The 23,010-nt window shown below is 70.8% G+C and carries 18 protein-coding genes; 5 read left to right on the forward strand and 13 right to left on the reverse strand.

Going from position 1 to position 23,010, the window contains the following annotated elements:
- Positions 1-7: 7 nt before the first annotated feature.
- From DEJ04_RS11690 to DEJ04_RS11710, 5 genes are all read right to left on the reverse strand, one after another.
- The gene (locus DEJ04_RS11690; protein ID WP_111023101.1) at positions 8-1,777 is read right to left on the reverse strand and encodes a penicillin-binding protein 2; all 1,770 of its coding nucleotides are present in this window, start codon (positions 1,775-1,777) and stop codon (positions 8-10) included.
- Between the two features lie 49 nt (positions 1,778-1,826).
- Positions 1,827-2,540 carry a hypothetical protein gene (locus DEJ04_RS11695; protein ID WP_111047165.1) on the reverse strand — a complete coding sequence of 238 codons (714 nt, stop codon included), beginning with the start codon at positions 2,538-2,540 and terminating at the stop codon, positions 1,827-1,829.
- Position 2,541: 1 nt separating this feature from the next.
- The gene (rsmH, locus tag DEJ04_RS11700) at positions 2,542-3,507 is read right to left on the reverse strand and encodes a 16S rRNA (cytosine(1402)-N(4))-methyltransferase RsmH (protein WP_111047166.1); all 966 of its coding nucleotides are present in this window, start codon (positions 3,505-3,507) and stop codon (positions 2,542-2,544) included.
- Between the two features lie 106 nt (positions 3,508-3,613).
- A complete protein-coding gene (gene mraZ, locus DEJ04_RS11705) occupies positions 3,614-4,045 on the reverse strand; it encodes a division/cell wall cluster transcriptional repressor MraZ (RefSeq protein WP_017886616.1) in 432 nt (143 codons plus the stop codon).
- A 954-nt stretch (positions 4,046-4,999) separates the two neighbouring features.
- The gene (locus DEJ04_RS11710; protein WP_110864614.1) at positions 5,000-5,395 is read right to left on the reverse strand and encodes a DUF3040 domain-containing protein; all 396 of its coding nucleotides are present in this window, start codon (positions 5,393-5,395) and stop codon (positions 5,000-5,002) included.
- Positions 5,396-5,491: 96 nt separating this feature from the next.
- Here DEJ04_RS11710 and DEJ04_RS11715 point away from each other — a divergent pair, with 96 nt between their 5' ends.
- Positions 5,492-6,610 (forward strand): polyprenyl synthetase family protein, encoded by a 1,119-nt coding sequence (locus DEJ04_RS11715; protein ID WP_071405410.1) that lies wholly within the window; start codon positions 5,492-5,494, stop codon positions 6,608-6,610.
- 70 nt (positions 6,611-6,680) lie between these two features.
- On the opposite strand, the gene DEJ04_RS11720 is transcribed toward DEJ04_RS11715, so the two are convergent.
- Positions 6,681-7,037 carry an Rv2175c family DNA-binding protein gene (locus DEJ04_RS11720; RefSeq protein ID WP_171907813.1) on the reverse strand — a complete coding sequence of 119 codons (357 nt, stop codon included), beginning with the start codon at positions 7,035-7,037 and terminating at the stop codon, positions 6,681-6,683.
- A gap of 172 nt (positions 7,038-7,209) precedes the next feature.
- Between DEJ04_RS11720 and DEJ04_RS11725 the strand changes: the two genes are divergently transcribed.
- Together DEJ04_RS11725 and pknB are read left to right on the forward strand one after the other, a co-directional pair.
- Positions 7,210-8,496 (forward strand): LysM peptidoglycan-binding domain-containing protein, encoded by a 1,287-nt coding sequence (locus DEJ04_RS11725; RefSeq protein ID WP_258371364.1) that lies wholly within the window; start codon positions 7,210-7,212, stop codon positions 8,494-8,496.
- Between the two features lie 82 nt (positions 8,497-8,578).
- The gene (gene pknB, locus DEJ04_RS11730) at positions 8,579-10,654 is read left to right on the forward strand and encodes a Stk1 family PASTA domain-containing Ser/Thr kinase (RefSeq protein ID WP_111047179.1); all 2,076 of its coding nucleotides are present in this window, start codon (positions 8,579-8,581) and stop codon (positions 10,652-10,654) included.
- 155 nt (positions 10,655-10,809) lie between these two features.
- On the opposite strand, the gene DEJ04_RS11735 is transcribed toward pknB, so the two are convergent.
- The 3 genes from DEJ04_RS11735 to DEJ04_RS11745 all read right to left on the reverse strand — a co-directional run bounded on the left by DEJ04_RS11735 (position 10,810) and on the right by DEJ04_RS11745 (position 14,073).
- Positions 10,810-12,195, reverse strand: coding sequence for a class II 3-deoxy-7-phosphoheptulonate synthase (locus tag DEJ04_RS11735; protein ID WP_110864693.1), 1,386 nt, complete (start codon positions 12,193-12,195; stop codon positions 10,810-10,812).
- Between the two features lie 104 nt (positions 12,196-12,299).
- A complete protein-coding gene (locus DEJ04_RS11740) occupies positions 12,300-13,025 on the reverse strand; it encodes a 1-acyl-sn-glycerol-3-phosphate acyltransferase (RefSeq protein ID WP_071405408.1) in 726 nt (241 codons plus the stop codon).
- Positions 13,026-13,119: 94 nt separating this feature from the next.
- Complete coding sequence (locus DEJ04_RS11745) at positions 13,120-14,073, reverse strand: ROK family glucokinase (protein WP_017886608.1); 954 nt, start codon at positions 14,071-14,073, stop codon at positions 13,120-13,122.
- A gap of 121 nt (positions 14,074-14,194) precedes the next feature.
- Here DEJ04_RS11745 and DEJ04_RS11750 point away from each other — a divergent pair, with 121 nt between their 5' ends.
- Positions 14,195-16,132: a long-chain fatty acid--CoA ligase gene (locus tag DEJ04_RS11750; protein ID WP_111047167.1), complete on the forward strand. Its 1,938-nt coding sequence runs from the start codon at positions 14,195-14,197 to the stop codon at positions 16,130-16,132.
- A 645-nt stretch (positions 16,133-16,777) separates the two neighbouring features.
- Here DEJ04_RS11750 and DEJ04_RS18715 read toward each other — a convergent pair.
- From DEJ04_RS18715 to DEJ04_RS11760, 3 genes are all read right to left on the reverse strand, one after another.
- Positions 16,778-16,909, reverse strand: a complete 132-nt coding sequence (locus DEJ04_RS18715; protein ID WP_258366694.1) for a hypothetical protein — start codon at positions 16,907-16,909, stop codon at positions 16,778-16,780.
- A gap of 142 nt (positions 16,910-17,051) precedes the next feature.
- Positions 17,052-17,555 carry a peptide deformylase gene (locus tag DEJ04_RS11755; RefSeq protein WP_071405406.1) on the reverse strand — a complete coding sequence of 168 codons (504 nt, stop codon included), beginning with the start codon at positions 17,553-17,555 and terminating at the stop codon, positions 17,052-17,054.
- Between the two features lies 1 nt (position 17,556).
- Positions 17,557-20,967, reverse strand: a complete 3,411-nt coding sequence (locus tag DEJ04_RS11760) for a pyruvate carboxylase (RefSeq protein WP_111047168.1) — start codon at positions 20,965-20,967, stop codon at positions 17,557-17,559.
- Between the two features lie 60 nt (positions 20,968-21,027).
- On the opposite strand from DEJ04_RS11760, the gene DEJ04_RS11765 reads away from it, so the two are divergent.
- Positions 21,028-21,840 (forward strand): ParA family protein, encoded by an 813-nt coding sequence (locus tag DEJ04_RS11765; RefSeq protein WP_027465232.1) that lies wholly within the window; start codon positions 21,028-21,030, stop codon positions 21,838-21,840.
- A gap of 493 nt (positions 21,841-22,333) precedes the next feature.
- Here DEJ04_RS11765 and DEJ04_RS11770 read toward each other — a convergent pair whose 3' ends face one another.
- Positions 22,334-22,894, reverse strand: coding sequence for a MerR family transcriptional regulator (locus DEJ04_RS11770; protein WP_027465231.1), 561 nt, complete (start codon positions 22,892-22,894; stop codon positions 22,334-22,336).
- Positions 22,895-23,010 lie beyond the last annotated feature (116 nt).

A 23,010-nucleotide genomic window follows, 5' to 3' on the forward strand; every position in this document is an offset into this window, starting at 1 on the left:
TTCTTCCTCACCACGTGGACGGGTAGAGCTTCGCCTCGGACGCGGAGGGGGCTACTCGGTACTTCTCGAGCACCTGGGACATGAGTGTGCGGAACGCCGGAGCCGCTCCGCTGGACCACTTGTTGGTCTGCGGCTTCGTGAACGTCACCGTGACAACATACTGGGGGTCTTCGGCGGGTGCCATTCCGGCCACCGACGTGATGCGCTGACCGCCGTAGCCCTGCGACCCCTCGGCCACCTCGGCGGTCCCCGTCTTCGCGGCGATGTTGTAGCCGGAGATCGGCTTCATGCCCACCAGCGTGCCACCCGTGACGACGCTCTGCAGCATGCCGGTGACCTGCGTGGCGGCGGCTGCGGAGACGACCCGCTGCTTCTGCACGTCGGGCGCGTCGATCGTCTTGCCGTCGGCCGTGGTGCAGCCCTTGACGAAGTGCAGCGGGATCCGGACACCGTCGTTCGCGATCGTCTGGAACACGCTCGCGACCTGCACGGCCGTCGTCGAGATGCCCTGACCGAACATCGAGTTGATGTTCGTCTGCTGGTCCCAGTTCGGGCTCGTGCCGTAGTCCATCGAGGGCTGGCCCGGGTAGTCGATGGCCGTCTCCGGCTCGAACAGCCCGAACTTCTTCATGTAGTCGAAGCGCTGCTGGGCGGTCAGCCGTGCACCGAGCTCGGTGATGCCGACGTTCGACGAGTTCTGCAGGATGCCGGTCAGCGTGAGGTTCTCGGTGGGGTGGAACTCCGAGTCGTGGATCGTGCCGCCCCAGGGGAACGTGCGCGAGTACGGCACGACCGCCTGGTCGGTGGGGTTCGACTTGCCCTGGTCGAGCAGCGCGGCGGCGATGGCGGCCTTGATCGTGGAGCCCGGCTCGTACGACGCCGTCAGGGCACGGGAACCGAAGGCACCCTTGTCGGTCGTGGCGTCGACGTCGTTCGGGTCCACCGTCGGGTAGTCGGCGACCGCGAGCAGCTCACCCGTCTTGACGCTCGTGACCGTCGCCGTCGCGGACTCCGCCTGCAGGGTCTTGGCGGCGGACGCGATGGTCTGCTGCGCCATGTACTGCAGGTCGCTGTCGATCGTGGTCTCGAGCGTGCCGCCGTCCTTGGCCTTCTTCGTGGTCACGGTGCTGCCCGGGAGCTGCACACCGTCCTCGCCGCGCTCGTACGTCTCGGACCCGTTGGTGCCCGCCAGGCACTGGTTGTAGGAGTACTCCAGGCCGGCCTGGGCGCCGTCGGTGCCCATGAAGCCGGTGAGGTTGCCCGTGGTCGCGCCCGTCGGGTACACCCGCGCCGCCTGTGGCTCCGGGTACAGCCAGGGGATGCCGAGTGCCCGCACGGCCTCGTAGTGCTGCACGTCGAGGCCCTTGACCAGGTAGGCGAAGTCGGACTTCGGGTTCGCGGCGATGTTCTTCCGCATGGTCGCGACGTCGCCCCCGGAGGCCTTCGCCAGCGCGCTGAGGGCGGTGCCGACGCTGACGTCCTTGATGCGTGTGCCGCCGAGCTTGCCCTTGAACTGCTTGACCAGGCGCGGCGAGGTCGTGATGTTGTACCGGGTCACGCTGTCGGCGAGTTCGGTGCCGTTGCGGTCCACGATCGACCCGCGGGTGCCGTAGATCGTCACGGGGATGCTGCGCTTCTGCGCCGACGCCTTGTTCAGCTCGGACGCCTGGACGACCTGGATGTCGACGAGCCGCACCACGAACACCCCGACGAGGGCGATCACGGCGAGCATCACGATGCTGTAGCGCAGGCGTCGGTTGCGGATCGTCTTCGTCACGCGGTGCGGTCCTTCCCGGGCGGTGCTGAGGGTGCGGCGGACCCGCCGGTCACCGGGTGGAGGGCGCCTGGAGCGGGTTCGCGTCGGACTCTACGGACGACTTCGCCGTCCCCTGGTCCGACGCGCTGGCGCCGCTCGTCTTCTCAGACGTGGCGGTGCTGTCGGTGGATCCCGCGGTACCCGTGGCGCCCGCCGAGTCCTTCGTGCTCGACGTGCCCGACGTGTCCGTCGTGCTCGTCGTGCCCGTCTCCTTGCTGGTGGAGGTGTCCCCCGGCTTCGTGGCCAGCGGGACGTCGTTCAGCAGCGAGTTCGGCACCTGGTTCTCGGTGGACGCCGTGGCCTCGTCGGGCTTCGCCGGCGTCGGCGTGCCGTACACCCGACCGGTCTTCGGGTCGAGGTACACGGGTGTCGAGTTGGCGATCATGCCGAGCGACTGCGCGTTGCGGGCCAGGTTCTGCGGTGAGTCGAGGACCCGGAGCTGCTCGGACAGCGACTGCTGCGTGCGGGACAGGTTCGTCTGCTCGGCCGACAGCGAGTTGAGCGTGTAGGCGCCCTGGCTGAGCACCATGCTGATGCCGAGCTGGGCCAGCAGCAGGATTCCGAGCGCGGCGACGGCCACCACGGCGTACCCGATGCGGGGGCGTGCCCGGCGCTGGGCCGCGGTCGGGGTGACCTCGACCAGCTCGGGGCGGTGCTGACGGTCGGGGCGCGGGGCCCGCGACGGGACGACCGCAGGGTCGACGAGTGCGAGGTTCGTGCTCATGTCAGTTCCGGATCCGCTCGGCCGCGCGCAGGCGCACGGGGGTTGCTCGGGGGTTGGCGGCGCGTTCGGCCTCGTCGGCCAGCTCGGCGCCCTTGACGATCAGGGAGAAGGTCGGGGCGTGCTCGGGCAGCTCCACCGGCAGGCCGGCGGGGGCGCTCGACTTCGTGCGCTCCACCAGGGCCCGCTTGACGATGCGGTCCTCGAGGGACTGGTACGACTCGACGACGATCCGGCCGCCGACCGCGATGGCGTCGAGCGCCGCCGGGATCGCCCGCTCGAGCACGCTCAGTTCGGCGTTGACCTCGATGCGGAGCGCCTGGAAGACACGCTTGGCCGGGTGCCCCTGGCGCTGGATGGCGACCGGGGTCGCGTCGTGCAGCACCTGGACCAGGTCGCCGGACATCTCGAACGGCTTCGTCGCCCGCCGCTCGACGATCGCTCGGGCGTAACGGCCGGCGAGCTTCTCCTCGCCGTAGCGCTGGAAGATGCGGCGGAGTTCGCTCTCGTCGTAGGTGGCCAGGACGTCGGCGGCGGTCTGCCCCTCGGTCCGGTCCATGCGCATGTCGAGCGGTGCGTCCTGGCTGTACGCGAACCCGCGCTCGGCCCGGTCGAGCTGCAGCGAGCTCACGCCGAGGTCGAACAGCACACCGTCGACCTTCGTGAAGCCCTCGCCCTCGATCGCGTCGACGATGCCGTCGTACACGGTGTGCACGAGGCGGACGCGGTCGCCGAAGCGGGCCAGGCGCTCCCCCGCGATGCCGAGTGCGTCGGTGTCGCGGTCGAGTCCGATGAGCGTCAGCTCCGGGAACCGCTCGAGCAGGCCCTCGGAGTGGCCGCCCATGCCGAGCGTGGCGTCGACGACGACCTTGCCCGGGCCCTCGAGCGTCGGCGTGAAGAGGTCGACGATGCGCTGGAGCATCACCGGCGTGTGCGGGAAGCGTGGCGTCTCGTTGTCGTTGTCGGCCATGTGCAGCCCCTCGTCTCCTGGGCCGTGGGTCCGGATCCCCATCCATGCGACCTGACACCGGGGAAGTGGCGTCAGGGCTTCACGGCTGGGAGTCCCGATCCGCGGATCAGAAGATCCCCGGGATCACCTCCTCGTCGTTGTCGGCGAATGCCTCTTCGGCTTCGGCGTAGTAGGCCTCCCACGCGGGGGTGGACCAGATCTCGGCACGGTCACCGCTGCCGATGACCGTGAGGTCCCGCTCGAGCCCCGCGTACTCGCGGAGGTTCTGCGGGATCGTCACGCGGTTCTGCTTGTCGGGCTGTTCGGCGCTGGCCCCCGAGAGGAACAGACGCATGTAGTCCCTGGTGCGCTTCGACGTCATCGGGGCGGTCCGGATGCGCTCGTGGAGTTCCTCGAACGTCCGGGCGCTGAAGACCACGACGCAGCGTTCCTGGCCGCGGGTCATCACGAGCCCGCCGGACAGTTCGTCCCGGAACTTGGCGGGGAGGATCACGCGACCCTTCTCGTCGAGCTTCGGGGCATGAGTACCGAGCAGCACGTCGGGCCTCCCCTCCGCTCCACCGGACCGTTGCAAGCCCCACTTTACTCCACTCCCCTCCCCTCGACCAGGAATCCGCTCCCTTTTCCGCCCGAGACACCCCTACTGGGGGCATCGAGGCTGGAATGCACCACGCGGGGATGACCGTGGATGCCCGGATCCATGCGGTTCGCGAGGGCCGGAGCAGCCGTGGAGGAAAGTGGAGGACTTTCGCAGCCGGTGGAGCACCCCGGGGCGCGCCGCGGGCCCACGACGCCGAGTGGGCGCGAACCGTCGCTCGCGCGGCCCTCAGCCGACTGTTCCTGCACCCTCTGCATCCAGCCCACGGCATGTCGTGACCACTCGCGCACGCACCGGCGGCGGTCCACCCCGGCCTCCCCGGCCGCTCCGGCCTGGAGGCCCGTCCCACCTCCGCCGCAGAGCCCACGCGGGCGCACGGTCAGCTCCACCACACCCGGCCGCCGGTCAGCGCGTGGTCACGACGTACCGCCGCCGCGACGCCGAGTGGTCACGAACTGTCGCTCGCACTGCCCCCAGCCGACAGTTCCTGCGCCCTCGGCGGCCAGCACGCGGCATGTCGTGACCACTCGCGCACGCACCGGCGGCGGTCCACCCCGGCCTCCCCGACCGCTCCGGCCTGGAGGCCCGTCCCACCTCCACCGCGGCGCTCACGCGGGCGCACGGTCGGCTCCACCACGCCCGGCCGCCGGTCAGCGCGTGGTCCCGACGTACCGCCGCCGCGACGCCGAGTGGTCACGAACTGTCGCTCGCGTGGGCCCCAGCCGACAGTTCCTGCACCCTCGGCATCCGCCACGCGGCATGTCGTGACCACTCGCGCCGGCACGGACCCCGGCCGGACCCCGCAAAAACCAGCCCCCGGAAACACGAAACGGGGCCGACCCGAAGGCCGACCCCGTGGAGGAGTGTGGAGGGAGTCCTGCTGACCCCCGTCAGCTACTGACTCTGGTCGTTGCGCTTGTCCCAGCGCTCGTTCATCCGGTCCATGAAGGACCCGCCACCACCGGCGGACGGACGCGCCGACCCACCGGACGCGGGCTTGCCCGGCCGAGCGGGCTTCGCCTTCGGGGCACGCATGCCCGGGCGCAGCGCGAACAGGACACCGGCGAGCATCACGACGAAGCCGAGGATGCCGAGCAGCGGTGCCTTGATCACGAGGCCGACGATGACGATGGCGACCCCGGCGAGTGCGCCGAGGACCCCGAGCGTGATGGCTGTGTACGTCGGACGACCCTGTCGACGTGTGACACGCGCCACGAAATCGGAATCGTTCTGGTAGAGGCTGCGCTCCATCTCTTCGAGAAGGCGCTGCTCCTGTTCCGAGAGCGGCATCTTGGTTCCCTCTGTTCCTGGGATCGACGCGGGGTTGAAAAACGCGGGTTGAGTGGACCGATTCTATGCCTCGACCACTCCACTAGGGTAGGGATCGTGGCTGAGAGTACGCGATTAGTGGACCTCGTATCGGCGCGTATCGACCGGGCACTCGACGAGCAGCGTGAACGGCTCCTCGCGATCAGCCCCGACCTCGCGCCGTTCGACCGGTACGCCCGAGACCTGTTGTCCGGCGGCAAGCGCTTCCGGGCGCTGTTCTGCTACTGGGGATGGCAGTCGGTGGCGGGCCGTTCGGGCTCGTTCGACCCGCTGGCCGAGGGGTCCCGACAGACCACCGCCGAGGCCGTCGTCACGGTCGCCGCAGCGCTCGAGGTCTTCCACGCCGCAGCCCTGGTGCACGACGACATCATGGACCGCTCGGACACCCGTCGTGGGCGTCCGGCCGCGCACCGCCGCTTCGAGTCCCTGCACGAGGAGTCCGGCTTCGTCGGCGACCGCGGGCAGTACGGCACGAACTCCGCGCTGCTCCTCGGCGACCTGCTGCTCTCGCTGAGCGACTCGGTCTTCGACGAGGGCCTCGCGCTCCTCGACCCGGTGCGGGCCCGCATCGTCCGCCAGGAGTTCCACGCGATGCGCCTCGACGTCACGGCGGGGCAGTACCTCGACGTGCACGAGGAGACCGCCTGGCCCGTCATCGACGAGTCCGAGCACCTGCTCCGCGCCCAGCGCGTCATCGTCTTCAAGTCGGCGAAGTACTCGATCGAGGCCCCGCTGGTCATCGGCGCCCTGGTCGCCGGCGCGAGCGACTCCCAGCTCGAGGGCCTCCGCGCCTTCGGACTCCCCCTCGGCGTGGCGTACCAGCTCCGCGACGACATGCTCGGGGTCTTCGGTGACCCCGAGGTCACCGGCAAGCCGGCCGGCGACGACCTGCGCGAGGGCAAGCGCACCGTCCTCATCGCCTCGGCGCGCAAGACGCTGGCGAGCGGCCCGCGGCAGCTCCTGGACGAGCTCCTCGGCGACCCCGACCTCGACGAGGAGCAGGTGCAGATGCTCCGCGCGACCCTCACCGAGTCCGGTGCCGTGGCCGCCGTGGAGCGGTCGATCGAGCGGCACGTCCAGCGCGCCAAGGCGGCACTGGACGCCTCGCCGCTGACACCGTCGGCACGCGAGCAGCTCGCGTCGCTGGCCGACACGGTCAGCCGCCGGTCGTCCTAGACACACCCCCAGGACAGACGGGAGGCCCGGTGCCAGCTGGCACCGGGCCTCCCGTCTGTCCGGAACGCGTCTAGAGCAGCGACTGGGCGATGCGACGCACCTCGGCCTTGCGACCGGCGCGCAGCGCCGCGATCGGCGTGGTGCCCATCGCGTCGTCGACGGTGAGCATCCAGCGCACCGCCTCGTCGTCGGTGAACCCGTTGTCACCGAGCACGATCAGCGTGCCGCGGAGTTCGGGCATGGGCTCGCCGTCCTCCAGGAACTCGACGGGCACGCGCAGCACACCGCCGACGCGGGCTGCGAGCAGGGTCTTCTGCTCGAAGAGTCGGTGGATCCGTCCGGGGCTGGTGCTGAACATGTCCACCAGCTCGGGGACGGTCAGCCAGCGTTCGGAGAGGGACAGGTCGTCGACGGGTGCGGCACTCACACGCCCATGGTGCCAGAGTGACCGCCGGAGTGAATCCGCCTCGTTCGTCACATTCGTCACATCCACCCCATCTGACTCTCTGGTTGACTTGGGAATCAGGCCATGCCAGCGTTGTGGCACCTGTGAGTGCGCGCATGCGTGCGCACGGCTCAGTCGAGATCAGGAGAAACCCGTGGACCACGCTGCAGACGAAGTCGCCCGGCGCGCACGATCCGCCCGGTTCGCCACCATGCCCATCGTCCTCGCGGGCACCATCGCCGTGACCGCAGGCCTCACCGGCCCGGTCGCGCACGCCGAGCCCCGGCACGACGACGCCGACGCGAACCACAAGCGCCACGTCGACCAGGACCGCGCCGTGACCGACCGCCCGGTGTTCGGCACCGCCGTCGCCCGGCCGTCGCAGACCGTCGTGCGGACCGTCGCCGCGACCACGAAGGCCCCCACCACGGCGGTGCCCACGAACTACACCGTCCACCACGGCGACACGGTCTCGGGCATCGCCGCCCGCTTCGGCCTGTCGGCGCAGGAGATCCTCGTGCGCAACGGCCTCGGCTGGAACACGATCATCCACCCCGGACAGACGCTCCACCTGGCGTCGACCCCCGCCGTCACCACCGCCGCGGTCCGGACCTCCGGGTCGACCGGCGGCTCCGGCTCGGACACCTCGAGCTACCACGTGAAGCACGGCGACACCGCCTCCGGCATCGCATCCCGCGTCGGCGTGTCGACCACGGCGCTCCTCAGCGCGAACAAGCTGTCGCAGCGCAGCGTCATCTACCCCGGCCAGACGCTGCGGGTGCCGCACGGCACGTCGTCGACGCCGTCGGTCTCCACCGCCTCGGCCCCGTCGACCAAGTCGAGCGTGCAGATCAGCGCCGGCGACACCGTGGCCTCGATCGCCGCCGCGCACCACGTCTCGGTCAAGTCGCTCCTGTCGGCGAACGGCCTGTCGTACACGAGCACGATCTACGCCGGCAAGACACTCGTCATCCCGTCGTCGAACGCCACCGCCGCCCCCGCGGTCGCCGCGAGTGCCGCGGTGAGCGGTGCCGTCGGCCTGAGCGCCGAGCAGCGCCAGAACGCCGCGACCATCGTCGCCGTCGGTCGATCGCTCGGCGTCCCGGACCGCGGCATCGTCGTGGCCCTCGCCGCCGCGATGCAGGAGTCGAGCCTCCGGAACCTGCCGCACGGCGACCGCGACTCGGTCGGCCTGTTCCAGCAGCGACCGAGCCAGGGTTGGGGCAGCGCGGCGAAGCTGCAGGACCCGGCGCACGCCACCGCGCTGTTCTTCGGCGGGCGGAACAACCCGAACGCCGGCAAGACCCGCGGGCTGCTCGACGTGCCCGGCTGGTCCTCGATGAGCATCACCGACGCGGCCCAGGCCGTGCAGCTCTCCGCCTACCCGAAGGCCTACGCCACCTGGGCGAGCGCCGCCGAGGGCTGGCTGGCGACCCTCTGAGCCTCATCCGGAAGATCGAGATTGGGTCACGGCCGGTGCGCCGGTGCGTCCGAGTGCGGTCTCGATTCGTAGAATGCCGCCGATGACCACCAACGCCGCCACGGACCCGATGATCGGTCGCATGATCGATCAGCGGTACCGCGTCCGCTCCCGCATCGCGCGCGGGGGCATGGCGACCGTCTACCTCGCGACCGACGTGCGCCTCGAGCGACGCGTCGCGATCAAGATCATGCACGGGCACCTGGCCGACGACCAGGCCTTCCGTGAGCGCTTCATCCAGGAGGCCCGTTCGGCCGCCCGGCTGTCGCACCCGAACCTGGTGGGCGTCTACGACCAGGGCGCCGAGGGCGAGATCGCCTACATCGTCATGGAGTACATCCCCGGCATCACGCTGCGGGACCTGCTGCAGGAGCACCACGCCCTGACGCCCGAGCAGGCGACGGACATCCTGCGCGCCGTGCTGGCCGGGCTCGCCTCGGCCCACCGCGCCGGGATCGTGCACCGCGACCTGAAGCCCGAGAACGTCCTGCTCGCCGACGATGGCCGCATCAAGCTCGGCGACTTCGGCCTGGCCAGGGCCACGACCGCGAACACGGCGACCGGCGCGGCACTGCTCGGCACGATCGCCTACCTGTCCCCCGAGCTCGTGACCCGCGGCGCCGCCGACTCGCGCAGCGACATCTACGCGCTCGGCATCATGCTCTACGAGATGCTCACCGGCGAGCAGCCCTACAAGGGTGAGCAGCCGATGCAGATCGCCTACCAGCACGCCAACGACTCCGTGCCGGCACCGAGTGCCGCCGTGTCCGGGGTGCCGCCGGAGCTCGACGAGCTGGTCGCCTGGTCGACCGCGCGCGACCCCGAGGACCGCCCCCGCGACGCCCGCGAGATGCTCGACCACATGTCGGGCAACCAGCAGCGCGCGACCGGCCAGTACCGCACGGCCGTGCTCCGCCCCGAGAACGGGACCGCGATCCTGCCCTCCGGTGGCGCCGGCACGCTCGGCGCCGCAGCGGCCGCCGCCTCGGTCGGGGCCGCAGGAGCCGCAGGTGCGGACGAGACCGCCATCATCGACCGGTCCGGCGACCGGGACACCGGCGACCGCGGTCGAGCGCCCGCCCGTGCGCGTGGCAACGCCCCCGGCCCCCGTCGCACCGGGGCACAGCCGGGCGTGCTCTCCCCCGCCGGACAGCGGCTCGCCGACCAGTCGGCGAAGCGTCGGAAGCGCGGCTGGATCCTGCTGTCCGTGGTCGTCGTGCTCGCGCTGATCGGAGCCGGCTTCGGCTGGTACTTCGGCCCGGGGCCGGGTGGCAACGTGCGGATCCCGGAAGTCACGGGCAAGTCGGTCTCGCAGGCCCGGCAGCTGCTCGAAGCACAGGGCCTGCAGGCGGCGTCGAAGACCGGGACACGGTTCGACGCCGTCGTCGCGAAGGGGCAGGTCTCCACGACGAAACCGGCCGCGGAGCGCGAGGTGCAGAAGGGCACGGCGGTGCAGATCGTCGTGTCGAACGGCCCCCGGATGATCCCGCTGCCGGCGATCGTCGGCCAGCCGCTCTCCACCGTGACGGCCGCGCTCGACGACGACTTCGAGCTGCAGGACGACCGGTACGAGTTCTCCGCCGACGCCCCGAAGGACACCGTGGTCGCGGCGACCGGTCGGGCGTCCGGCGGCAAGGCCCTCGACCTCACGACGGTGCAAGCCTACGGCGAGACCGGGCCGGTCACCCTGACCGTCTCGCTCGGGCCGGTTCCCGACGTGGTCGGCAAGACGGTCGACGAGGCCTCCGCCGCCCTCGACGACGTCGGACTGATCCTCGGCGCCCGCACCGAGGAGTACAGCGACACCGTGCCCTCCGGCCAGATCGTCTCCGCCGCCGTGCAGGACTCCCCCGCCGTGCGCGGGTCGGCGGTGGACGTCGTCGTGTCGAAGGGGCCGACGCCGATCACCGTGCCGGACCTCGGAGCGGAGCGGCCCACGATCAACGAGGCGACGAAGACCCTCGAGGACCTCGGCCTCAAGGTGTCCGTGCCCGACTGCACGAACATCCTCTGCGGCTTCTACGACTGGAAGTCGAAGTTGCCCGTCACCGGCACCGACCCGGGCGCCGGCGCCACCGTCTACCGCGGCGACACGATCACCCTGTCCTACGACCAGTAGGTGCGGACACCGCGCCCTCGGCCTTGGACGCGACCCCAGGACGGACGGGAGGCCCGTGGCGGCGCCGTCACGGGCCTCCCGTCCGACACGCGAAAGCGACAGAACCCCGCGAACATGCCGCGGGGTTCAGTCGCTTCGGCGAAACGGTTCCTGCGTTACGAGCGGTCGGGCTGGTGCGCGCCGAGTTCCTCGGCCACCAGGAAGGCGAGCTCGAGGGACTGCATGTGGTTCAGGCGCGGGTCGCACAGCGACTCGTAGCGGGTGGCGAGGGTGGCCTCGTCGATGTGCTCCGAGCCGCCGAGGCACTCGGTGACGTCGTCACCGGTGAGCTCGACGTGCATGCCACCCGGGTACGTGCCGACCTGGCGGTGCGCCTCGAAGAAGCCGAGGACCTCGTCCACGACGTCGTCGAACCGGCGGGTCTTGTAGCCCGTCGGCGTGGTCAGGCCGTTGCCGTGCATCGGGTCGGTGACCCACAGCGGGTTGGCGTCCATGCCCTTGATCGCCTCGAGCAGCTTGGGCAGCTCGTCGCGGATCTTGCCGGCACCCATCCGCGTGATGAAGGTCAGGCGACCGGGCTCACGGTTCGGGTCGAGCTTGTCGACGAGCGCCTTCATGTCGTCGACGCTCGTCGTCGGGCCGAGCTTCACACCGATCGGGTTGCGCACCCGCGACAGGAAGTCCACGTGGGCGCCGTCGATGTCGCGCGTGCGCTCACCGATCCAGATGAAGTGGCCGGAGGTGTCGTACGCCAGGCCGGAGCGCGAGTCGATGCGGGTCATCGGGCGCTCGTAGTCCATCAGCAGCCCCTCGTGCGAGGCGTAGAACTCGACGTGCTTGAGCGCCTCGAAGTCGGCACCGCAGGCGTCCATGAAGCGGATCGCGCGGTCGATCTCCTTGGCGAGGTGCTCGTAGCGGGCGTTCGCGGGGTTCGAGGCGAAGCCCTTGTTCCACGAGTGCACCTGGCGCAGGTCGGCGAAGCCCCCCTGTGTGAAGGCCCGGACGAGGTTCAGCGTCGAAGCGGCGGTGTGGTACCCCTGCACCAGGCGGCGCGGGTCGGCCGTCCGGCTCTCCGGCGTGAAGTCGTAGCCGTTCACGATGTCGCCGCGGTAGGCGGGCAGCGTGACGTCACCGCGGGTCTCGAAGTCGCTCGAGCGGGGCTTGGCGAACTGCCCGGCCATGCGCCCCATCTTGATGACGGGCATCGAGGCACCGTAGGTCAGCACGACGGCCATCTGCAGGATCGTCTTGACCCGGTCGCGGATGGAGTCGGCGGTGGCACCGGCGAAGGTCTCGGCGCAGTCACCGCCCTGCAGCAGGAAGGCCTTGCCCTGGGCGGCGGCGGCGAGCCGCTCACGCAGCTTGTCGACCTCGCCCGCGAACACGAGCGGCGGGAGCGTGGCGATCTCGGCCGAGGCGGCCTCGGCCGCGGCTGCGTCCGGCCAGGTCGGCTGCTGCTTGATCGGGAGCGTCCGCCAATAGTCGAGCCCCTCGATGACGTCCGGATCCTGCAGGGCGACGAAGTCGGTCGACTCGGGCAAGGGCGTTACCTCGGTGTTCTGTGCGGGCGGCCCGACGACGCTGACCGGCACCGGGCCGCGCGTCGTCGATGGGCGTCCTGGCGGGGTGCCGGGACCATCAGAGCCTAACGTGCAGGCGTCGACTTCCGTTCCCGCATGACGGCCTCGCGCGCGGAGCTCGCGCGCTCCTTCACGCTGGTCGCGTAGACGTCCACGTACTCCTGACGGCTCAGGCCGGCGAGCTCGTGCATGACCTCGTCCGTGACGCTGCGCAGGATGAAGCGGTCGGTCTCGAACCCCTGGAACCGCGAGAAGTCGAGCGGCTTGCCGAACACGACCCCGACGCGCTTGATCTTCGGGAAGCGCTGCCCGATCTGCTGCACCTCGCGCGTGCCGACCATGGCCACGGGGACGACGAGCACGCGCCCCTCGAGGATCATCCGGGCGATGCCGGTGCGGCCACGGTAGAGCTTGCCGTCGGGGCTGCGGGTGCCCTCGGGGTAGATGCCGAGCTGCTCACCGCGCGCCAGGACCTGCAGGCCGGTGCGGAGCGATGCCTCGGACGCCTTGCCGCCGGAGCGGTCGATCGGCAGCTGGCCGATGGCGTTGAAGAACGTCTTCGTCGCCCAGCCCTTCAGGCCACGGCCGGTGAAGTAGTCGCTCTTCGCCAGGAACGACAGTCGACGGTCGAGCACCGCCGGCAGGATCACCGAGTCGATGAACGAGATGTGGTTCGACGCGAAGATGACCGGGCCCGAGGTCGGGACGTGCTCACGCCCGACGACCCACGGCCGGAACAGGGTGAGGATGAGCGGGCCGAGCACGAAGTTCTTCAGCAGCCAGTAGGTCATCGACGACTCCAGGTGGTGAGAAGGTCCGGGTGGTGCACGGCCCGGGGGTGGGCGGTCGTTCGTGTGTGCGTGTGTGCGTGTGTGCGCGCCGACCCTACGCCGTGCGGGCGTGGATGCGGGCGAGGTCGGCGGCACCGACGACGCCGGCGTCGTTGACGAGTTCGGCGATCACGAAGTCCGGCTCGGGGTGGTACCCGCGGGCCGGCAGGTTGTTGAGGTACGCCTGCTTGATCGGGTCGAGCAGCCGGTCCCCCGCGCTGGCCACGCCGCCGCCGAACACGAAGAGCTGCGGGTCGAGCACCGCGGACAGTGACGCGCACGCCTCGCCGAGGTGCCGACCGAGCCGACGGAGGGCCGCGAGGGCACCCGGGTCGTCGGCCAGGATCAGGTCGCCGACGATCTTGCCGTCGAGCTGGCCGCCGTTGTCGGCGCGGGCGTCGGCCAGGGCCGAACCGATGCCACCGGCGTCGGCGACGTCGTTCGCCATGCGCTGCAGGGCCCGGCCGGAGCCGTACTGCTCGATGCAGCCGCGGGCGCCGCAGCCGCAGGGCAGCCCGTTCGGGACGATGCGCAGGTGGCCGATCTCGCCGCCGGTGCCGAAGCCCCCGCGGAACAGGCGGTCCTCGGTCACGATCGCCCCACCGACACCCGTGCCGATGGTCAGCATGGTCATGTCGGACACGAGTCGACCGGCGCCGAACCGGAACTCGGCCCAGCCCGCGGCGTTCGCGTCGTTGTCCACCGTGATGTGCAGGTCGCCGAGGCGCTGCTGCAGCTTCTGCCGGAGCGGTTCGTTCCGCCACCGGATGTTCGGCGTGTAGTAGACGATCGACTGCGAGGCGTCGATGAACCCGGGGGCAGCGACCCCCACGGCGCCGACCTGGTGGAGCGAGCTGAGTCGCTCGACCATCGAGACGACGTCGTCGAGCATGGCGTTCGGGTCCGCAGCGTTGGTGGCCACGCGGTCCTCGGCGACGATCTCGCCCAGTTCCGTCACGACCGCACCCGCGATCTTGGTGCCCCCGATGTCGATTCCGATGGCGTGCACGAGCAACGAGCCTACCGGTTCGCCGCGAAGTCACGGAACGCCCGGTGACGCGTCCTATGCTGGCGGTGTCGCCTCGGTGTTGAGGCGCACTCGAGTCGAACCGGCAGACAAGGGAGTCACCGTGAACGATCAGCGTCCTGCACGCAGCAGCGCCTCCACCGACACGTCCACCGCTGGCAGCGCCGCCACCGGGACCACGCCGTCGGCCGGGAGGCACGCCACACCGCCCAGCGCCGGTCCGGTCGCCCCGGACCACGGCTCGGCAGCGCGGCTCCTCGGCGACCGCGTCCGGCTGACGCCCGACCGTCCGATCCTCGCCCAGCGCCACGGCGACACCTGGACCACCTTCACCGCGGCGGAGACGCTCGCCCGGGTGCGCGGCATCGCGAAGGGCTTCGTCGCCGCCGGGCTCGAACCGGGCGCGCACGTCGCGATCCTGTCCCGCACCCGTCTGGAGTGGACCCTGGTCGACTTCGCCGTGTGGACAGCCGGCCTGGTGTCCGTGCCCGTGTACGAGACGAGCTCCCCCGACCAGGTGCGCTGGATCCTGTCCGACTCGGAGTCGGTCGCGATCATCGTGGAGCAAGAGGAACACGCGCGCCGCGTCGCCTCCATCGCACCCGACCTGCCGTCCCTGGGCCAGCACTGGACGATCGACGGCGGCGGCCTCGACGACCTGACCCGGCTCGGCGAGGACGTCACCGACGACGAGCTCGACGCCCGGACCGCGAACGTGCACGGCCACGACGACGCCACGATCATCTACACCTCGGGCAGCACCGGTCGACCGAAGGGCTGCGTCCTGCGGCACGACAACTTCACCGCCACGGTGGAGGGCGCGAGCGAAGCGATGCCCGAGGTCGTCGCCGACGGCGCCTCGACCCTCCTGTTCATCCCGCTCGCCCACGTCTTCGCCCGGTTCATCGCCGCGATGTCGGTGTCCGCCGGCGTCCTCGTCGGCCACGAGCCGGACACCAAGGACCTGATGCGGGCGGTGTCGACCTTCAAGCCGACGTTCCTGCTCGCGGTCCCCCGGGTGTTCGAGAAGATCTACAACTCCGCCGAGCAGAAGGCCGACCTCGGTGGCAGGGGCAGGATCTTCCGCGCGGCGGCCGACACCGCGGTCGCCCACTCCGAGGCCCTCGCAGCCGGCAGGGTGCCGTTCCTGCTCGGGCTGAAGTTCAAGCTGTTCGACCGGCTCGTGTACGCCAAGCTCCGCGACGCCCTCGGCGGCCGGGTCGAGTACGCCGTCAGCGGTTCGGCGCCCCTCTCCCCGCGGCTGTCGCACTTCTTCCGATCGATCGGGGTGCTCATCCTCGAGGGCTACGGCCTGACCGAGACCACCGCCCCCGCCACCGTCAACCGTGCCCGGGAACTCCGCATCGGGACGGTCGGGCGCGCGCTGCCCGGCATCGAGGTCCGGATCGCCGACGACGGCGAGATCCTGATCCGCGGCGTCGACGTCTTCGACCGGTACTGGCGGAACGACGAGGCGACCGAGCACGCCTTCGCCGACGGCTGGTTCCGCACCGGCGACCTCGGCCGGATCGACGCAGACGGGGTCCTCACGGTCACCGGACGCGCCAAGGAGCTCATCGTCACCGCGAGCGGCAAGAACGTCGCGCCGGCACCGCTCGAGGACGGCATCCGCGAGCATCCGCTCATCGGCCAGGTCGTGGTCGTCGGCGAGGGCAAGCCGTTCGTCGCAGCCCTCGTGACGCTCGACCGCGAGATGCTCCCCGGCTGGTGCGAGTCCCGAGGGATCACCCCGGCGCTGAGCGGGCACGAGGCCGCCTACGACGAGCGTGTGCTCTCCGCCGTCCAGGAGGCCATCGACGCCGCCAACGGCCGGGTCTCCCGCGCCGAGTCGGTCCGGTCGTTCACGATCCTCGACACCGACCTGACCGAGGCCTCCGGGCACCTCACGCCGAAGCTCACGATCAAGCGGTCGGTGATCCTCAAGGACTTCGCCGCGGACATCGACCACATCTACTCCGGGTCGAAGGTGCAGACGACGGCGACCCCGGTGATCGAGGGTCGGCGCCGCAACCGCGCGTAGCGCCCGCCGGGCGTACCGGGTCGAATCGGGTCGTTCCGGGCGTACCGGGTCGGTTCTTCCGACCAGGTACGCCCGATTCCGGTAGGTACGCGCAGGTCGGAGACGCAACCGCCTGGAGGCCCGGTGCCGGTCCGCCGGACTGGCACCGGGCCTCCAGGCGGTCGCCGCGCGTGCGGGGCTGGCAGCTTTCGGGCGTACCTGGTCGTTTCGGGCGTACCGGGTCGATTCTTCTGACCAGGTACGCCCGATTCCGCCAGGTACGCGCGCGGCCGCCCCGCTGAGCGACCAGCTTCGGGCATACCAGGTCAATCCGGGCGTACCAGGTCGTTCCGGGCGTACCAGGTCGTTCCGGGCGTACCAGGTCGTTCCGGGCGTACCTGGTCGTTTCGGGCGTACCGGGTCGATTCTTCCGACCAGGTACGCCCGATTCCGCCAGGTACGCGCGCGGCCGCCCCGCTGAGCGACCAGCTCCGGGCGTACCGGGTCGATTCGGGCGTACCGGGTCGATCCTTCCGACCAGGGACGCCCGATTCCGCCAGGTACGCGCGGGTCACAGACGCAACGGCCTGGAGGCCCGGATCACGTCCGTCGGACGTGATCCGGGCCTCCAGGCCGTTCAGCGGGCGCCGGGGGCGCCTGCGGGGCTCAGGCCTCCTGCGACTGCTCCGTCGCGGGGGCGTCGAGGACGGCGGTCGAACCGGTCGTGACGGTGGTCTCGGCCGGTCGACGGTTGGTGCGGGTGCGGTGCGAGCTGAGCTCGTCGTTCTGACTGGTCATGCGGGAGTCCTGGGGGGATGGGATGGTCGTCGGTGGGAGGCCGACAGCAGCACGGTACCCCCTCGTCAGGACAAAGCGACAATCCCCCGTGGGGGTGTCACACCACAGTTCACAGCCGGCGAACGCGGGACTGTGCAAGCGCTCAGTGGAACCAGTCCTGCGCACGGATGTCGCGCAGTGCCTGACGGCGGACCTCGGGGTCGAGCGTCATCACGTAGACGGTGCCGTCGAGGTGGTCGCACTCGTGCTGGAGCGCCTCGGCCATCAAGCCGGTGCCCTCGAGGACGACCTCGTCGCCGTCGACGTCGACACCCCGCACCTTCGCGTACGGGGAGCGACGCGTCGGGTAGCCGAGCCCCGGGACGGAGAGGCAGCCTTCTTCCATGAGCTCGGGCTCGCCGGAGACCTCGACGATCTCGGGGTTGAGGACGTAGCCGACCTCGCCGTCCACGTTGTACGAGAACGCACGGAGTCCGACGCCGATCTGGGGCGCGGCCACTCCGGCCCGTCCGGGTTCCTTGACGGTGTCGATGAGGTCCTGCACGAGGTCACGGACCCCGGCGCTGCCGAGCAGTTCGGGCCGGATCGGGTCGGCCGGCGAGCGGAGGACGGGGTCGCCGAACAGGCGGATGGGACGAACGGTCAATTTACTGCAGCACCACCAGGAGGTCGCCGGCGTCCACCTGCTGGGTCACCGGGATCGCGAGTCGGCCGACGGTGCCCGACACGGGCGCCGTGATGGCCGCTTCCATCTTCATCGCCTCGATACTCGCCACCGGCGTACCGGCCTCGACGACGTCACCGACGGCGACCTTGAGCGTCACCACGCCGGAGAACGGCGCGGCCACGTGCTTGGGGTCGGACGCGTCGGCCTTCTCGGCCGCCTTCGTCTCGACCTCGACCGAACGGTCGCGGACGGCGACCGGGCGGAGCTGCCCGTTCATCGTCGCCATGACCGTGCGGATGCCCTTGGCGTCCACCTCGCCGATCGCCTCGAGCCCGACGAACAGGTCGACGCCCTTGCCGAGCGGGACGCTGTGCTCCTGCCCGGGGCGCAGCCCGTACAGGTAGTCGACGGTCGGGACGACGGACAGGTCGCCGTACTGCTCCCGCACGCGCTGGAACTGCTGCGTCGGCTGCGGGAAGAGCAGGCGGTTGAGCGCCTGCTGGCGCTCCGGCCCGGGGGTCTCGAGGTGCGCGCGTTCGTCCGCGGGCACCGGGGTGATCTCGAGTCGGACGTCGCGCCCGGCCAGGACCTTCGAGCGGAACGGCTCGGGCCAGCCGCCGGGCAGGTCGCCCAGTTCGCCGGCCATGAACCCGACCACGGAGTCCGGGATGTCGTACTTGTCGGGGTTCTGCTCGAAGTCGACCGGGTCGGCACCGACCGCTGCGAGCTGCAGCGCGAGGTCGCCGACGACCTTCGACGACGGCGTGACCTTGGTCGGCCGGCCGAGGATCCGGTTCGCCTCGGCGTACCAGTCCTCGACCTGCTCGAACCGGTCACCGAGGCCGAGGGCGATCGCCTGCTGCCGGAGGTTCGACAGCTGACCGCCGGGGATCTCGTGCTTGTAGACACGCCCGGTCGGACCGGCGAGCCCGGACTCGAACGGGGCGTACACGCGACGAACCGACTCCCAGTACGGCTCGAGGTCCCCGACGGCGTCGAGGGACAGACCGGTGTCGCGCTCGGTGTGGGCCAGCGCGGCGACCAGGGCGGACATGCTCGGCTGGCTGGTCGTGCCGGCCATGGGTGCTGCGGCCACGTCGACGGCGTCGGCCCCGGCGCGCGAGGCGGCGAGCAGGGTCGCGAGCTGGCCGCCGGCGGTGTCGTGAGTGTGCACGTGCACGGGCTGGTCGAAGCGCTCGCGCAGCGCGGTGACGAGCTTCTCGGCCGCACCGGCGCGGAGGAGCCCGGCCATGTCCTTGATGCCGATGACGTGCGCGCCGGCGTCGACCATCTGCTCCGCCAGGCGGAGGTAGTAGTCGAGCGTGTAGAGGTCCTCCGCGGGGTCGAGGAGGTCGGCGGTGTAGCAGAGCGCCGCCTCGGCGACGGCCGTGCCGGTCGCGAGCACGGCCTCCAGGGCGGGACGCAGCTGGCTCACGTCGTTGAGCGCGTCGAACACGCGGAAGACGTCGACGCCGGACCGAGCGGCCTCGTCGACGAAGGCGTCGGTGACCTCGGTCGGGTACGGCGTGTACCCGACCGTGTTGCGGCCGCGCAGCAGCATCTGGATCGGGATGTTCGGCATCGCTTCGCGCAGCGAGGACAGGCGCTCCCAGGGGTCTTCCCCGAGGAACCGGAGTGCCACGTCGTACGTCGCACCTCCCCAGGCCTCGACGCTGAGCAGCTGCGGGGTGAGCCGCGCGACGTGCGGCGCGACGGCGACGAGGTCCTTCGTGCGGACCCGGGTGGCGAGGAGCGACTGGTGGGCGTCCCGCATCGTCGTCTCGGTCACCGCGAGGGCCGTCTGGGCGCGCAGGGCCTTCGACCACTCGGCCGGCCCCATGGCCAGCAGGCGGTCGCGCTGTCCCTCGGGCACCGGCACCGTCAGGTCGGTGGCCGGGAGCTTGTCGGCCGGGTCGGTGACGAGCGGCGACCGCTCCCCGTTCGGCTTGTTCACCGTGACGTCGGCGAGCCAGGTGAGCACCTTCGTGCCGCGGTCCTTCGAGACGTGGCCGCCGAAGAGCTGTGGGCGTTCCTCGATGAACTTCGTCGAGACGTCGCCGCGGGCGAAGTCCGGGTCCTCGAGCACGGCCTGCAGGAACGGGATGTTCGTGCTGACGCCGCGGATGCGGAACTCGGCGAGGGCGCGCTTGGCACGGGACACCGCCGCCGGGAAGTCACGGCCGCGGCACGTCATCTTCGCGAGCATCGAGTCGAAGTGCGGGCTGATCTGCGCGCCGGTGGCGACTGTGCCGCCGTCGAGCCGGACGCCCGCGCCGCCGGGGCTGCGGTAGGTGCTGATCCGGCCGGTGTCCGGACGGAAGCCCTGCGTCGGGTCCTCGGTCGTGATGCGGGTCTGCAGCGCGGCGCCGTGCACGGCGACGGTGTCCTGCGACAGGCCGAGGTCGGCGAGGGTCTCCCCCGCCGCGATGCGCATCTGCGACTGCACCAGGTCGACGTCGGTGACCTCTTCGGTGACCGTGTGCTCGACCTGGATGCGCGGGTTCATCTCGATGAAGACGTGCTGCCCCTCGCGCTCGCCCTCGGTGTCGAGCAGGAACTCCACGGTGCCGGCGTTCACGTACCCGATCGACCGGGCGAAGGCCACGGCGTCGCGGTGCAGTGCCTGCGCGATCGCGGGGTCGAGGTTGGGCGCCGGCGCGATCTCGACGACCTTCTGGTTGCGCCGCTGGACCGAGCAGTCCCGCTCGAACAGGTGGATCGTGCCGGCGTCGGTGCCGGTCGCGTCGGCGAGGATCTGCACCTCGATGTGGCGCGGACGGATGACGGCCTGCTCGAGGAACATCGTCGGGTCGCCGAACGCACTGTCGGCCTCGCGCATGGCTGCTTCGAGGGCGTCGCGCAGCTCGGGCTTCGTCTCCACCCGGCGCATGCCACGTCCACCACCACCGGCGACGGCCTTGGCGAAGACCGGGAACCCGATCGCGTCGGCGCCGGCGATCAGTTCGTCGATGTCGCGGCTCGCGGGGGTGCTCGCGAGGACCGGGACGCCGGCCGCGATCGCGTGCTCCTTCGCGGTGACCTTGTTGCCGGCCATCTCGAGCACGTGCTCGCCCGGACCGATGAAGGTGATGCCGTTCGCGGCTGCTGCCGCGGCGAGCTCGGGGTTCTCGGACAGGAACCCGTACCCCGGGTAGATCGCGTCGGCCCCCGACTCGCGGGCGACGCGGATGATCTCGGAGACGTCCAGGTACGCCCGGACCGGGTGGCCCCGCTCCCCGATCAGGTAGGCCTCGTCGGCCTTGAGACGGTGCAGGGAGTTCCGGTCTTCGTACGGGTAGACAGCGACCGTACGGGCCCCCAACTCGTAGGCGGCACGGAACGCGCGGATGGCGATCTCGCCACGGTTCGCAACGAGGATCTTCGTGAACACGACGTCCCTTTCAGCCCGGGTTGAGGTGAGACAACCCTAGTGGCGGTAACGTTGCTCAACGTGCATGTACTCAGCGTGAGCTCCCTCAAGGGTGGTGTCGGCAAGACGACGGTGACGCTCGGCCTGACCTCGGCCGCGTTCGCCAAGGGACTGCGCACGCTGGTGGTGGATCTGGACCCGCAGTCCGACGTCTCCACGGGCCTCGACATCAACCTCGCCGGCCACCTCAACGTCGCCGACGTCCTCGAGAACCCGAAGGAGAAGATCGTCCGTCAGGCGATCGCCCCCTCGGGCTGGACGAAGGGGTCGCAGGGCAAGATCGACGTCATGGTCGGGTCGCCCTCCGCCATCAACTTCGACGGGCCGCACCCGTCGATCCGCGACATCTGGAAGCTCGAAGAGGCCCTGGCCAACGTCGAGCAGGACTACGAGCTCGTCCTCATCGACTGCGCGCCGTCGCTGAACGCCCTCACGCGCACCGCGTGGGCCGCGTCCGACCGCGTCACCGTCGTCACCGAGCCCGGCCTGTTCTCCGTCGCCGCCGCCGACCGTGCGCTGCGCGCCATCGAGGAGATCCGCCGCGGACTTTCCCCGCGCCTGCAGCCCCTCGGCATCATCGTGAACCGTGCCCGGGTGCAGTCGCTCGAGCACCAGTTCCGCATCAAGGAACTCCGCGACATGTTCGGCCCGCTCGTGCTCTCGCCGCAGCTGCCGGAGCGCACGTCGCTGCAGCAGGCGCAGGGTGCCGCGAAGCCGCTGCACGTCTGGCCCGGCGAGTCCGCGCAGGAGATGGCGAAGAACTTCGACCAGCTGCTCGAGCGCATCATGCGCACCGGCAAGATCGGTCCGTACGCCGAGGGTGGCGCCGCGTAGGTCGGTGCTCGTACGGTCGCGGCGCGGTCGTGATCGCGGTCGCGGTCGCGTGACATGCCGCTCGCGTCCGCCGAGCGGTCACCAACTGTCGGCAGGCAGCGTCGCAGGCGACGGTTCGTGACACCTCGGCGACTGCCGGGAGGCCCGCCCCGGCCCCGGCAGACACGCCCGAACCCGGCTCGCCAGCGGTCACGACATGCCGCTCACGTCCGGCGAGGGGTCACCAACTGTCGGCGGGCAGCGTCGCAGCCGACAGTTCGTGACACCTCGGCGACGCGCACACGACGGTTCGTGACCACGCGCCGACTGCCGGGAGGCCCGCCCCGGCCCCGGCAGACACGCCCGGCCCCGGCTCGCCCAGCGGCTACAACACACCGCTCACGTCCGCCGAGCGGTCACCAACTGTCGGCAGGCAGCGTCGCATCCGACAGTTCGAGACACCTCGGCGACGCGCACACGGCGGTTCGCGACCACTCGGCCGGAACCCGAACGGTCAGGAAGCGCGGGAAGCGCGACGAGCGGCGAGCTCGTCGGAGGGGTCGGCCGCCGCGGTGGCGTCGAGCTCGACCAGGGAGCTCTCGACCTCGCGCAGGACCTTGCCGACCGCGATGCCGAAGACACCCTGGCCGCGGGACACGAGGTCGATGACCTCGTCGTCCGAGGTGCACAGGTACACCGAGGCACCGTCGGACATCAGCGTGGTCTGCGCCAGGTCGGAGACGCCGGACTCACGGAGCTGGTTGACCGCGGTGCGGATCTGCTGCAGCGAGATGCCGGTGTCGAGCAGGCGCTTCACGAGCTTGAGCACGAGGATGTCGCGGAACCCGTACAGGCGCTGCGATCCGGAGCCGGCGGCCCCACGGATCGTCGGCTGCACGAGTTCGGTGCGGGCCCAGTAGTCGAGCTGTCGGTACGAGATGCCGGCTGCCCGTGCAGCGACGGTGCCGCGGTAGCCGTTCTGCTCGTCGTGCTCGGGCAGACCATCGGTGAAGAGCAGCCCGAGGTCGTACCGGGTCACATCAGACTCGGTGCCAGGGGTGTCGTTCCCACTCATGAGCTTGCCTTCCACGACGATCGAGCTCCCACCCGAAGCTTCAACGACGGGTTGAGAGTTGTTCCGAGGTCCACGGTAGCGACTCCGACCGCTCCCGCGCGGGACATCCGACCCGG

The sequence above is a fragment of the Curtobacterium sp. MCLR17_044 genome, assembly GCF_003234435.1.
GTDB classification, from domain to species: domain Bacteria; phylum Actinomycetota; class Actinomycetes; order Actinomycetales; family Microbacteriaceae; genus Curtobacterium; species Curtobacterium flaccumfaciens.

Bases quoted from the DNA above. Each gene is read 5' to 3' on its own strand.
- DEJ04_RS11740 (WP_071405408.1), bottom strand. From the start codon at position 13,025: ATGACCTACTGGCTGCTGAAGAACTTCGTGCTCGGCCCGCTCATCCTC.
- DEJ04_RS11710 (WP_110864614.1), bottom strand. From the start codon at position 5,395: ATGCCGCTCTCGGAACAGGAGCAGCGCCTTCTCGAAGAGATGGAGCGC.
- DEJ04_RS11695 (WP_111047165.1), bottom strand. From the start codon at position 2,540: ATGAGCACGAACCTCGCACTCGTCGACCCTGCGGTCGTCCCGTCGCGG.
- DEJ04_RS18715 (WP_258366694.1), bottom strand. From the start codon at position 16,909: ATGACCAGTCAGAACGACGAGCTCAGCTCGCACCGCACCCGCACCAAC.
- DEJ04_RS11770 (WP_027465231.1), bottom strand. From the start codon at position 22,894: ATGAGTGGGAACGACACCCCTGGCACCGAGTCTGATGTGACCCGGTAC.
- rsmH (WP_111047166.1), bottom strand. From the start codon at position 3,507: ATGGCCGACAACGACAACGAGACGCCACGCTTCCCGCACACGCCGGTG.
- pknB (WP_111047179.1), top strand. From the start codon at position 8,579: ATGACCACCAACGCCGCCACGGACCCGATGATCGGTCGCATGATCGAT.